The sequence below is a fragment of the Phormidium sp. CCY1219 genome, assembly GCF_055795085.1.
Map to the genome: position 1 here is coordinate 1 of NZ_JAYFEQ010000533.1, position 12404 is coordinate 12404.

The following is a 12404-nucleotide window of genomic DNA, read 5'->3' on the forward strand; positions in this document are numbered from 1 at the left end:
TAGGCTGGTCAGGTGGTTAGAAGTACAAGCCCCTGGCTTTAGACATGGGGTTGGTTTCTACGGAGTCCCTGACTGCCTCTGAGAGATAATCCGCCGCCGCCTCCACCATTGCGATCGCATTTTCATACACCATGCGCGTGGGGCCGAGGACCCCCACACTGCCCAAGGGCACGGATCCTTTCCCGTAGGTGGAAGAAATCAAAGTACAGGTTCGAATCGGTTCTAACGGATTTTCGCTACCGATGCGGACGTTAACGCGCTGACCGGCTCCTGGAGCCACCGGTGGTTCAAAAATTAACGGCCACAATTGGTCTTGTTCTTCTTCCAGGAGTTGAATCAAGGTCTGCACTTGGGTCAACTCGGAAAACTCCGGTTGTCGCAACACTTCCGAGACACCACTAATCAAAATTTCGGTGTTACCCGGGGTGCGCGCCCGCCGTGCCAAATCTTTGAGCCATCCGCTCAGCACTTCCGCATAGCGCTCGAATTCTCGCCCTAACTCGCGCCAGTCGAGTTCCGAGAGTTCGCTGAGGGTTTGTCCGCCCAGATGGGTATTCAAGAAATTGGAGAGAATTTGCAATTCGCGATCGACGATTTCTTCATCCGGTGGGGGGTCTTCGGGCGATTCGCCGAGTTCCATCACCGCTGAGTGCGTTTGATAGCTATCGGTGACCACAATCACCATGATTTTGCGCGGTTCGATTTGCATGAATTGCAAATGCCTCAGACGAGCGCTAGAGGTCTGAGGCATTGTAATTAAGGCGATACATCCGCTGAGGGTGGCCAAGATCTGTGAGGCCCCCCTCAATACGGTATCAAACGCCCACTTTTCCCAGCTCAGGCGATCGCCGAGCAATTGCTCCACCTGACGCGATATGCGAGAGGAGGGTTGAATCAGCTTATCCACATAAATCCGATATCCGGAATCTGAAGGCACGCGCCCTGCAGAGGTATGAGGTTGATAAAGCAATCCGGCTTTTTCCAAACAGCCCATTGCATTGCGAATGGTTGCCGGCGAGACGCTCAGATTAAATTCTTCTACCAATGTCTTGGAGCCTACCGGTTCGGCAGTGGCAATATAGTGCCGCACCGTCGCCCACAAGACATATTGTTGTCGTTCGTTGAGATTGACTTGCACAGACATGGGAGCCAAAGCCAAATTTATCGGGTTTTAAAAACTCAGGAGTTGTTGATTAAAATCATAATCAATCAATTGAATTTGCGCTACCTGCGCCCTTTTTTTGCCTGACCCACAGGGGTCTGCAATAGATGTTTTCGATACATTTTTGCATCTATGGTTTCCTGCGATCGCGGCCCGGCGGCTTGGAGCTGTGTTTTTTAAATGTTTGCCCCGGACTTTTCCACCGTGGTTTGCCTTGGAAAAGGGTGGAGCTTTCTGTTGAAAATTGCCAGTTGCGAATTGCTGAGTCAATTTTTCTGGTATTGTTCACCCTTCGTCACTCGCAAATATCGGTGGCGATCGGTTGCAATCATTTCGTCAAATTCTATCACATTTCTTGGCTTAAAAGGGGGGAGGACCCCCCGCGATCGCTCTTTTCCCTCGCCTATCGCGCGTTAACAATTTGTTACCCGCAAGCCACCAATATGGCTCGCCTGAAATTGCGAAAGAGCGGGAAAGGCGCGTGGGACCGTAGAGAAACCAGGGCAGGTTAGGGAAGTTCCACGGAAGTGGGTTTGGCCACATGGGGCAGACCCCAACCGAGTTTTTCGCGCAGCACGTGAAAGAACTCTGGGTGTTGAAGGCGGATAAAACGAGCCGAATAGCGCGATCGCTCCACCCGCACCCGATCCTCTGGCAGCACATAGCAGCCAGCATTGCCATCCATCACCATCACCAGTCGATTGGGATTGGCCGGAAAAATGGTAACCGGTTCGCTATTGGCAAACACCAAAGCGCGAGACGCCAGAGAATGGGGACAAATCGGCACCAGTTGCAACACCGGTACATCGGGAGTAATTACCGGACCGCCCGCCGAAAGGCCATAAGCCGTCGAACCAGTGGGGGTAGAGATAATCACCCCATCCGCCGCAATATCCACTGGTGCATGGCGGCCCACTTCAATTTCAAAGTGGCACATACTCGTCAGCGGTTCGCGGTGCAGCACCATTTCATTCAGGCACAGGGCCTCCCAAGTCACGCGATCCTCGCGGAGAACCTGAACCCTGAGCATCGTGCGCTCTTCAATTTGATAGTCTCCCGCCAGCACCTTTTTCATTGCTTGCGGGAGTTGATTGAGGTAGGTTTCCGTGAGAAATCCCATATGGCCGGTATTCACCGTCAGCAAAGGGGTGCCACAAGCCGCCACTTGACGGCAAGCCGCCAACACCGTGCCATCGCCACCCAGGACGAGAGCAAAATTCATGTCAGCATCGAAACCGACCGGGGTTAACTGCTCGACCGACGTATGGCACATGGGTTTTTCCGGCGTAGAATAGCCCAGGATGCCGCCCACGCCTGTAGCAATACAAACATCCCAACCATATCGGTGTAGCTTGTCCTGCCATTGTTTGGCCACGCGACAAGCCACAGGTTTATCGTCGTTGTAGATAATGCCAGCTTTGGGCACAACGAAAAAATCCAGCTAAGGGTTCAGAAATTAATGCCTAGGGGAAAAATTGGCAAGAGTTATGGTTAACTTACCCGGAGAGGTTAGCCAAAAATGGGCCAACGCTTCGCACGATCGTTTGGCTACAGTGAAATAACCGAGAAACGGCGTCCAAGCAGCGATCGCTTCATTTTGAACCCACCGGGTAGGCCCCTAGATTACTTTTACCATGTTAGATTCGATTCGGTCTAGGGGGAGCTTAGAAAGGCACCCGCCGTTTGGATTGATTTTTGGCCTTTTTTTGGTCGTAGTCCAATTCCTTTAACTTCTTCAAAATCCGACTAAAGTAGTCTTTCAGGTAAGATTCCACCGAGGTCGTGTTTTGCGGATCCAGGTCAAAGGTAGAATACACCTCATCCATTGGCGCGACCAGGGGTTTACCCGAGGCAAGCACCTCAGCAAACGCCAAGCGATCGGCCACATTCCAGCCCCACTGGAAAAACCGGGTCAATCGGCGAACCGCGCGCAATAAGCCCATCGGCATCCGAGTTACCTTCGCTTGCTGTCCCGACAGACGAGAGCACAACTCGATGATTTCCTCAGAACTCCAAGCCCGGGAGCCTACCACTGGAAAGCGTTGATTCTCCGTTTCCCGAATTGATAACGCGCGGACGGCAAACTTGGCGATATCTTGGGTGTCCATATAGGCGATCGGTGCGGACTGACCCGTGACCCACACCGGCTGATTGTCCAAAATTGGAATTGCGTACTGACCGATGAGACCTTGCATGAAGCCAGCCAGTTGCAAAATCGTGTAATTTAAACCCGATTCGGCGAGAAATTGTTCCGTACAGCGCTTGATTTCCATCAGGGGCACGTCCGGGTATTTTTCTGCATCTAAGATAGAAAAGAAGATATAGCGATCGACGCCAGCGGTTTTGGCAGCTTGAATCAGAGCCACCTTGCCCTCCCAGTCCACTTGTCTGATGCTCAGGGAATCTGTAGGACGGGCCGTGGCTGCATCGATAATGGCCGTGACGCCTTCTAAGGCTTTGGGTAGGCTTTCGCGATCGCACAGATCCCCTCGGACCAGTTCAGCGCCCCATTCTTTTAAAAAAGCCGCTTTTTTGAAACTCCGTACTAAACAGCGTACCTGGTATCCCTCGTCTAGGGCGCGACGGGCTACCTGTCTGCCTAGGGTGCCAGTGGCACCAACAACCAATAAGCTCATCCAGGATTTATTGACGAAATTTTAACTTTTATGAAATTTTATCAGAAATCGCTCAGATTTCTCCCACCCATTGGTTTATTCTTTGAAACATCGCTCGCCTTGGGACCCTCATTTGTCTCTTCCAATGGCTCAAACTCTGCTATCCGCATGGGTGTAGGGAAGATTTGATATCCGGGTGCTAGACCCAGAACCGCCAGTGGGTCTGAGAAAATCACCCATCGCCTCAGCCGATCGCCCCCATCGAAAACTGAAAAAGTAACGGACTTTCTTGACAAAACTTCGCATGCTTGTTTACAGATCGAGCGATAATCACGCCACAGCCGAAACGTGAATTGTCTGCTAATGTGGCGGCAATAAGTGTTTGGCTCACTCAAATTTGTGCGCGATCGCCCACGCCCGATTTCCCGTCAGAACTGAGTTTTAGTCTATGAAAAAAACCTGGATTGTACTATTACTGTTATTTCTGTTTGTACCGATCGCCGCGATCGCTCAAGACGCGCCAGAAGCCTCATCCGGGGGTTTTTTAGACACCCTGGATGCCGTATTCACCCAGCTTGTGGACGCGATGGCAGTAGTTCTGTTCTTCGACATGTTCGGCGTTCCCCTGATCGTAGTGTGGTTGATTGGCGGTGCCATATTTTTCACCATTCGGATGGGCTTTATCAACTTTCGCGCCTTCAAACATGCCATCTATGTGGTGCGAGGGCACTATGACGACCCCGACGAAAGCGGAGAAGTCACCCATTTCCAAGCCCTAGCGGCAGCCCTCTCCGCCACCGTAGGACTGGGGAATATTGCCGGGGTGGCGATCGCCGTCTCGGTAGGCGGGCCGGGAGCCATGTTATGGATGACCATCGCCGGGTTATTTGGCATGACCAGTAAATTTGTCGAATGTACCCTGGCGCAAAAATACCGCATGATTCTGCCCAACGGACATATTGCCGGCGGACCGATGTACTACCTGTCTCGGGGTTTGGCAGAACGAGGCATGCGACCCTTCGGCAAAATACTCGCTGGTGTGTTTGCCGTATTGTGCATTGGGGCGGCATTCGGAGGCGGGAATATGTTTCAAGCCAATCAATCCTATGTTGCCGTTTCCGGTGTAATTGAGGGGTTGCCCAACTGGATTTATGGCATTGCGATCGCCACCTTAGTCGCCCTGGTCATTATCGGCGGGATTCGTCGCATCGGCACCGTCGCCGGGGCGCTAGTGCCTTCCATGTGCATGATTTACGTCCTCGCCTCCCTATGGATTCTGCTGATTAACCTGCCGGAAATTCCCGGCGCGTTTGCCAAAATTTTCGTCGAAGCGTTCTCCCCACAGGCGATTGAAGGCGGATTTATTGGCGTATTAGTGCAAGGGATTCGTCGCTCGGTGTTCTCCAATGAAGCTGGCATCGGTTCGGCGGCGATCGCCCACGCCGCCGCCCGCACCGACGAACCGGTGCGCGAAGGCATCGTCGCCCTCCTCGAACCGTTCATCGATACCGTGGTCATTTGCAACATGACTGCTTTGGTGGTGATTATTACCGGCGAATATGCCAATACCACCACGGCCCCGGGGGTGGAAACCACCTCTGCTGCTTTCGGCACCGCGATCGACTGGTTTCCCTTCATCCTCGCCTTAGCCGTATTCCTGTTTGCCTTCTCCACCATGATTTCCTGGAGTTACTACGGCGAGCGGGCTTGGACCTATCTGTTTGGCGAAAGTACCACCATAGTTTATCGGGGAGTGTTCGTCGCTTGCGTCTTCCTCGGCGCAGTGGTTAACCTCGGAGCGGTACTTGATTTCGCGGACATGATGCTCTTGTCGATGGCATTCCCGAACATGCTGGGCGGCTTCATTCTCGCCGACAAGGTACGAGCCGATCTAGACAATTACATGGGTCGTCTGGAAAGTGGCCAAATGCCAATTTATAAGTAACACTCCTTCCGAATTGAAGGGAAGGCGTAGGGTGGGCATTGCCCACCCTACCCAGGCGAGGGGGACAGAGGATTTACGGTTCTTCCCCCGCGTGGTAAGAACTGCGAACCAGAGGGCCTGAGCGCACGTGGGAAAAGCCCATTTCGCGAGCGATCGCCCCTAATTCGTCAAATTCTTCTGGCGTCCAATATTTTTGCACCGGCAAATGCTCCAGGGAGGGGCGCATGTATTGGCCCAGAGTAATGCGATCGCAATCCACCCGCCGCAAATCTTCCATCGCGGCGATTACTTCGGCCTTCGTTTCCCCGTGACCCAACATTAATCCCGACTTTGTGGGAATGCTCCCATCGAGTTCTTTCACAATTTGCAACACCGCCACAGAGCGATCGTACTTCGCCCCCCGTCGCACCGGCCCTTGTAAGCGTTTCACCGTTTCCACATTATGGTTGTAACAAGCCGGTTTGGCCCGCACCACCGTTGCGATTCTCTCTCGCTGTAAAGCTGCCGGCGATGCTTCTCGATTTCCCTGTCCCCCCCAGAAATCTGCCGTCAGCACCTCAATCTGAGTTTGGGGATTCCGGCGGCGAATGGCCTCCATCGTTTTCACGAACCAACCCGCTCCCGCATCCGGCACATCGTCTCGCGCCACCGAGGTCAGCACCACATAGCGCAAGCCCAGCAACTGCACCGACTCCGCCACCTTTTCCGGTTCCTCCGGGTCTAATGGCATCGGCGCATGTCCCTTATCCACTTGACAAAATGCACAAGAACGGGTACAAATCGGTCCCATCAGCAGAAAGGTCGCCGTTTTGTTGCTATAACATTCCCCTCGGTTGGGGCAGCGTCCCTCCTCGCAGATGGTGTGAATTTGACGCTGCTTAATAATCCGTTGCACTTGCGACAGTTCGCTGGCTTTGCCGATTCCTCGGCGTCTCAGCCATGCCGGCATTGCTTCAATTTCTGCCCTTACCAGGGCGGGATCCGATGAGAAAGTTTCACGGGTTCTGGCAGACATAATCTCGATCGCTCAAATATTCCGAGTGATTTGCAAACAATAGCGAGACATCGGCTTGCGGCCAATTGTCGCAACACATCCCAAAGCGGGGGTTGCTATCGCTAAGCTTATTCTAATACTGCCCCTGGCAAACCACTCTCAGCGCTATTCTAGTCCAAAGAGTTGAGCTTGGGAATTTTCGATCTAACAGTAGAATTAGGCATACCCCTTCTTAGACTAGCGCCTTCTTAACGCGATCGGACTTTTGGCATACTTACCGACGTGGAGCGCGAGATAAGCTAGGTTTGAGCCTGCATAAGTGTCCCACCTCCAGTCATAATGTAAAAAGCCGTAACTCGCAAAACAGCTTTCATACACCCCCAGAGGAGTCAGTCGTGGCAAGTCACAAAATCCTGGTTATCGATGATAGTAAAGTCATCCAGCGGATGGTAAGAGAAATGTTGCCTGCCGGTAATTTTGATGTATTAGAGGCAAAAGACGGCGAGCAAGGACTCAAGCTGATTCGCGAAGCCCACCCCAACCTGATTATGTTGGACTTCCTATTGCCGAAAGTCAGTGGTTGGGAGGTGTTTCAGCAGTTGCAAAAAATATCCAATGCAGAAGGCAAAATGACCCCCCTTGTGTTGATGTCAGGCCGCAAGGAGGAAGTCGCTGAGAAAATTGCCGAACCGTTTGAGTATTTTGAATTTATTGAAAAGCCGTTTGATAAAAAGTCACTGATTGACGCGATCAAGTCGGCGATGGCAAAGGCGAAAAAATGGAAGCCGTCTGGGAAAGCTGCAGCCCCTGCTGCAGCCCCGAAAACCAGCGCCCCTGAAGCTCAAGGAGGTGCTAGTGCTGCCGAAATTCAAGCCCTCAAGCAGCAAATTGCCAAAATGCAAGCCGAAATGAATGCGATGAAGAAGCAGATGGGTCAGATCGTCAATTTGATCAAAACGAAATTAAAGTAGGTTCATCTCTATGTTCCGGTTCCAGGGTCTGCTCGAGCTTCGCGATCGCCTCTCCTGCTGGAGGTGAATGCGATCGCCAATGCCAAAGTACACCTGACTCCCGATTTCTGCTAGCGGATCTTTCCGGTGAAAGGGCGATCGCTCGGTTGACCGACGGCGTAAATTGCCGATTTACCCTCCCTCGGGCAGAATTCATACTGCGTCAGTTTAGAAACGTTTCACCCAGATGGCTATCGATTCAAATTTTCTCGAGCGACTTCGCCACTATCAACCGCGAGCGATCGACCTCATCAACCGCTTTTCTCAAGCCCGCGTCCTCGTGGTGGGCGACCTGACCCTGGACGAATTTCTCACCGGTCAGGTAGAGCGGCTTTCGCGCGAAGCACCGGTTTTGATTATTCGCCACGAAACCACCCGACAGGTGCCTGGGGGTGGAGCAAATGCCGTCTATAACCTCGCTACCTTGGGGGCACAGGTGAAAGTCGCTGGATTCGTGGGCAAAGATGAGCAAGGAAACGCTCTGCGTCACATCTTTGAAGCCGCCCGAATCGACACCACGGGCATGTTGGTAGATAGCGATCGCCCCACCGTCACCAAAACCCGGATTTCCGGTCATGCCCGTCAGTCTGTTACCCAGCAAATCGTCCGCGTCGATCGCAAATCTGACGCCTTACCTTCCCTGGAAAACCAACTTCAACTGGCAGCCTACATCCGAGAACAACTCCATACGGTGGATGCTGTGGTCTGTTCTGACTATGGCGATGGCGTCCTCACCGCACCGGCGATCGAAGCCGCATTACAACATCCCCTGACTATTGTGGATACCCAAAAGCACCTACAACGCTATGCCGGTGCCACTCTCTTTACCCCCAATCTCCCAGAAGCGGAACAAGCGGTGGGCTACGCGATCGACTCTCCCCAAACCCTCACCCAAGCCGGCTCGGATCTGCTCTCCCTCACCCGCGCCAAACAGATGCTCATTACCCGAGGTGATGAGGGCATGAGCTTATTTCACCCCACAGGCACTCACGATCGCATCCCCGCTTTCAATCGCACCGATGTCTTCGATGTCACCGGTGCAGGGGATACTGTCGTCGCCGCACTCACCCTCGGATTGACCGCTGGCGGTTCCTTGTGGGAATCTGCCGTATTGGGCAATTTGGCCGCTAGCATCGTGGTGCGTCAATTCGGCACCGCCACCACTACACCCGCAGAAATGAAGGAGGCTCTCGAATTTCTCCTCTCGGAAGAGTCCGGCGTCCTCACTTAACCGAGCTTCTCTTCCCCTTCCCCCCTCTCCCAGGTTGTCTTAACCTTCACCGGATCCAACTCCCACAACTTCTCCTTTATTTGGAATCGCTCTCGCGGGAGTTTTGAATGGGTGTCACCATTCAAAACTCCCTCATGTCTCTTATTCGCCGCGCTCTTCTATCAGCACTTTCCCCTCATCATCGATCGCGATCGGTGTCTCGGGAAAATCGCTTTTAATCAAATCCCGCATGAGCTGCACCGTGCGAAACTGTTGGTCGATGTAGGGAATCCCTTTCCCTTTCAAATGTACGGGAATAATTTTACCGGCCACAAAATTTCCCTCGATGTCCATTTCTACCTCTAAAATTAGCGAATACCCTAACTTGCCTGCGTTTGAAAGGGTGCGATACCCAACAAAATTCCCTAAAGAATAGGCAATTAACTTTCCTTGATAGATTTCTAACGCTCGGGGAACGTGGGGTCCATGCCCTAAAATTAAATCCGCCCCCGCATCAATCATCGCTCGGGAAAATAATACTAAATTGCCCCGGTTTTCTCCATAAAACATTTCCGTGCGGTTTTTTACATGCAGCGCCCCGGTTCCCTCAGCCCCGCCATGTACGGAAATAACTACAATCGTGGCTTTTTGTTTGGCTTCTTCTACTAATGCTTTCGCCGCTTCTAATTCATGGACGGAGTTATGATAGTAGTAGGTGCTGAAGCCAATAAAGGCAATCGGAACGTTTTTGACATTGAGATAGAGAATTTCATCTTTTTTACCCACCACTTTCATGCCGGCTTTGGTGATATTTTCGATGGTGTCTTCTAAGCCGACTTCTCCAAAATCATTGGAATGGTTATTGGCTAAATTCAACACATCAAACCCCACATCTTTTAAGAGTTGGGCATAGGCGGGCGGGTTGCGAAAGGCAAATACCATCGAACGGCTGACATCTTTAGCAGAATATGGATGATTTGTCAAGGTGCTTTCAAAATTGCCAAATAAAATATCGGCACCTTGCAGGTAGGGTTTGACCGACTCAAATAAACTTTGCTCCCGCTGGGGCAGTTTATTGGCGGGAAAATTGGTGCCCGGAACGATATCTCCTACCGCTTTGATGGTAATTGGCGTGGCGGGAATGGAAGCCTCGACCCGTTTGGAAAGCTCCGTGAAGTGGGCGATCGGCTTCTCGCTGGAGAAAGGTTCAAAGGTGGCAGGGGAGGGGGAAAGCGACGGCAGTGGCGGCAAATCCGGTAGCTCTACAGCGGCTAGGGTTTCACCCACGGTGGAGAACAATACGGTGGGACTATAGCGATCGGGGTTTTTGAACATCTCCCAACTGATGCCGAGGCAAAAGCTGGTGAGGGCGACTAAGGGCACCAGGATTTTCAGGGAGTTGCCGATCGCAGCGGATTTTTCTTTGCGGGGTGGGATTGGCTCTGGGGGCGTTTCCGGGGCGGGAAGCGGTGCCGATGGGGCAACAGATGCACCGATCTGGGATTGGCCCACTGAGGGCAGGGTAGAAACTGCGATCGCCGCTTCGGGAGGAGGGTTGCCAATCCCGGTTGTTGTTGCCCGGGAGTGTAGGGTTGTGGGTACGGGTGTCGCAGAAGGGCCAGTGGGTGCCACGGTGGTAGTGTCAGCGGCGATCGCTGCTGCGTCTGCATCGCGGGGGGAGGGTTCAGCGGCAGCTTTGGAGTCCTGTTTCCGTGGCGATCGCGATATGGAAAACTCGTTACTTTCGGGGGATTTTCCCCACTCTAATGTCCGATCCCACGCCGGGGCCGTTTCACCAGTTTGCCGTCCATAAATTCGCACGGAATCTATGCAACTGAGTTGGAGTCGGTTTAAGCCGTTTTTAATATAGGGGACATAGGCTTCGGGGTCGGGGATGCGATCGCTTTCTAGGAGGATATGAAGTCGGTTCTTTTTGCGGATGACTTGGGCGGTTATGTTTCTTTTGGGTTGTAAGACTTGATTGAGCAATAAGGCGATCGCGATCGGGTCGCCTTGGGTGGCTAAACTCAGGATATCTTGCTTCTCCACAATCGAGTTCCTCACACCATTCAATAGGTTTTACTGTTAGTTAAGGGAGAGGATTTCAGCCTTCCCCCTGATTACGGAATCACTTTGGTTTTGTCCAATTTACGGAAGATCCCTGATGTGGCAAACAGCCTGCTGGGTCAATATTTATTTATTCCACAAATAAGCTGGATGAGAGGCGGGTTTAAAGGTATTGTTGAATAGCACTGTTTGGAATTGAAGAAACACCCTGGATGACATCGACTCCCAATTTCCATGAAAATCGACCCTCCCGCCGATTATTAGTGACCGGGGGGGCTGGGTTTATTGGATCCAATTTTGTTCGCTACTGGTGTACTCGCTATCCAGGCGACAGGGTTGTGGTTCTAGATGCTCTAACCTACGCGGGCAATCGGCAAAATCTGGCGAGTTTAGTTGGAAAAGAAAATTTTCGGTTCGTGCAGGGGAATATCTGCGATCGCTCCTTAGTAGAGACTCTGCTTGAAGAAGAACAAATCGATACCGTCGTCCACTTCGCCGCCGAATCCCACGTCGATCGCTCGATTTTAGGTCCGTCTGCTTTCATTCAAACCAATGTGGTCGGCACTTTCACTCTATTAGAGGCATTCCGGATCCACTGGCAAACTCTCTTTTCAGTCAAAGGCGGAAATCCACAAGGGGTGTTTATCCACGTCTCCACGGATGAAGTTTATGGCACTCTGACCCCCAGGGATCCAGCTTTTACAGAAAAAACACCTTATGCACCCAACAGTCCTTATTCCGCCTCAAAAGCAGGTAGCGACCACCTTGCCCGTGCATACTACCATACCTACGGCATCCCCACCATCGTCACCAATTGCTCGAATAACTACGGACCGTATCATTTTCCCGAAAAGCTGATTCCCCTGATGTGCATCAACATGCTTCTCGGCAAACCTTTGCCCGTATATGGGGATGGAGAAAATATTCGAGATTGGCTCTATGTGGAAGACCATTGTCGCGCCCTGGATTTGGTGATTCACCGAGGGACTCCGGGCGCAACGTACAATATCGGCGGCAATAATGAGGTTAAAAATATTGATTTGGTGCGGATGCTGTGCCGGCTGATGGACGAATTAGCCCCCGATTTGCCGATGCGTCCCTGCGAAAAGTTGATTGCTTTTGTTAAGGATAGACCGGGACACGATCGCCGTTATGCGATCGACGCTACTAAAATTAAAACTCAATTGGGATGGACTCCCTCGGTTACTGTGGAAGAAGGTCTGCGCCAAACTGTACTCTGGTATTTGACTCACCAAGATTGGTGGCGTCCCTTGCTCTCGGAGGAGTATCGAGCTTACTATCAGCAGGTTTACGGGAATTAAAAGAGGATCTTGGGCGATCGCTACCCCCACTGAGCCTCGGAAGGCGTCTTCCGAGGCTCAGCCGCCAAATGGAGCCACA

Annotated in this window: 11 protein-coding genes; 4 read left to right on the forward strand and 7 right to left on the reverse strand. The window is 52.2% G+C overall.

From position 1 onward, the window contains the following. Positions 1-16: 16 nt before the first annotated feature. The 4 genes from hrcA to AC0QH1_RS14670 form a co-directional block, all read right to left on the reverse strand. Positions 17-1144, reverse strand: coding sequence for a heat-inducible transcriptional repressor HrcA (hrcA, locus tag AC0QH1_RS14655; protein WP_442957316.1), 1128 nt, complete (start codon positions 1142-1144; stop codon positions 17-19). Between the two features lie 27 nt (positions 1145-1171). Further along, entirely contained in the window at positions 1172-1432 is a 261-nt protein-coding gene (locus tag AC0QH1_RS14660) for a hypothetical protein (RefSeq protein ID WP_324631921.1), read from the reverse strand. A gap of 238 nt (positions 1433-1670) precedes the next feature. Then, a complete protein-coding gene (locus tag AC0QH1_RS14665; protein WP_324631922.1) occupies positions 1671-2588 on the reverse strand; it encodes an NAD(+) kinase in 918 nt (305 codons plus the stop codon). Between the two features lie 238 nt (positions 2589-2826). Next, positions 2827-3798, reverse strand: a complete 972-nt coding sequence (locus tag AC0QH1_RS14670) for an SDR family oxidoreductase (protein WP_324631923.1) — start codon at positions 3796-3798, stop codon at positions 2827-2829. 427 nt (positions 3799-4225) lie between these two features. Here AC0QH1_RS14670 and AC0QH1_RS14675 point away from each other — a divergent pair, with 427 nt between their 5' ends. After that, the gene (locus AC0QH1_RS14675) at positions 4226-5722 is read left to right on the forward strand and encodes an alanine/glycine:cation symporter family protein (protein WP_324631924.1); all 1497 of its coding nucleotides are present in this window, start codon (positions 4226-4228) and stop codon (positions 5720-5722) included. Positions 5723-5795: 73 nt separating this feature from the next. Here AC0QH1_RS14675 and lipA read toward each other — a convergent pair whose 3' ends face one another. Next, the gene (lipA, locus tag AC0QH1_RS14680; RefSeq protein ID WP_324631925.1) at positions 5796-6737 is read right to left on the reverse strand and encodes a lipoyl synthase; all 942 of its coding nucleotides are present in this window, start codon (positions 6735-6737) and stop codon (positions 5796-5798) included. Between the two features lie 374 nt (positions 6738-7111). Here lipA and AC0QH1_RS14685 point away from each other — a divergent pair, with 374 nt between their 5' ends. Beyond that, a complete protein-coding gene (locus tag AC0QH1_RS14685) occupies positions 7112-7687 on the forward strand; it encodes a response regulator (RefSeq protein WP_324631926.1) in 576 nt (191 codons plus the stop codon). Here the strand turns inward: AC0QH1_RS14685 and AC0QH1_RS14690 are convergent. Beyond that, positions 7668-7883 carry a hypothetical protein gene (locus AC0QH1_RS14690; protein ID WP_324631927.1) on the reverse strand — a complete coding sequence of 72 codons (216 nt, stop codon included), beginning with the start codon at positions 7881-7883 and terminating at the stop codon, positions 7668-7670. The genes AC0QH1_RS14685 and AC0QH1_RS14690 overlap by 20 nt on opposite strands. 30 nt (positions 7884-7913) lie before the next feature. Here AC0QH1_RS14690 and rfaE1 point away from each other — a divergent pair, with 30 nt between their 5' ends. Then, entirely contained in the window at positions 7914-8957 is a 1044-nt protein-coding gene (gene rfaE1 / locus AC0QH1_RS14695) for a D-glycero-beta-D-manno-heptose-7-phosphate kinase (protein WP_324631928.1), read from the forward strand. A 141-nt stretch (positions 8958-9098) separates the two neighbouring features. Here the strand turns inward: rfaE1 and AC0QH1_RS14700 are convergent, their stop codons facing one another. Next, positions 9099-10985 (reverse strand): CapA family protein, encoded by a 1887-nt coding sequence (locus AC0QH1_RS14700; RefSeq protein WP_324631929.1) that lies wholly within the window; start codon positions 10983-10985, stop codon positions 9099-9101. 230 nt (positions 10986-11215) lie between these two features. Between AC0QH1_RS14700 and rfbB the strand changes: the two genes are divergently transcribed. Next, positions 11216-12325: a dTDP-glucose 4,6-dehydratase gene (rfbB, locus tag AC0QH1_RS14705; RefSeq protein ID WP_324631930.1), complete on the forward strand. Its 1110-nt coding sequence runs from the start codon at positions 11216-11218 to the stop codon at positions 12323-12325. Positions 12326-12404 lie beyond the last annotated feature (79 nt).

Excerpts from the sequence above, each read along its gene's own strand:
- hrcA (WP_442957316.1), bottom strand. The coding sequence starts at position 1,144 with ATGTCTGTGCAAGTCAATCTCAACGAACGACAACAATATGTCTTGTGG.
- AC0QH1_RS14670 (WP_324631923.1), bottom strand. The coding sequence starts at position 3,798 with ATGAGCTTATTGGTTGTTGGTGCCACTGGCACCCTAGGCAGACAGGTA.
- AC0QH1_RS14675 (WP_324631924.1), top strand. The coding sequence starts at position 4,226 with ATGAAAAAAACCTGGATTGTACTATTACTGTTATTTCTGTTTGTACCG.
- lipA (WP_324631925.1), bottom strand. The coding sequence starts at position 6,737 with ATGTCTGCCAGAACCCGTGAAACTTTCTCATCGGATCCCGCCCTGGTA.
- AC0QH1_RS14690 (WP_324631927.1), bottom strand. The coding sequence starts at position 7,883 with ATGAATTCTGCCCGAGGGAGGGTAAATCGGCAATTTACGCCGTCGGTC.
- rfaE1 (WP_324631928.1), top strand. The coding sequence starts at position 7,914 with ATGGCTATCGATTCAAATTTTCTCGAGCGACTTCGCCACTATCAACCG.
- rfbB (WP_324631930.1), top strand. The coding sequence starts at position 11,216 with ATGACATCGACTCCCAATTTCCATGAAAATCGACCCTCCCGCCGATTA.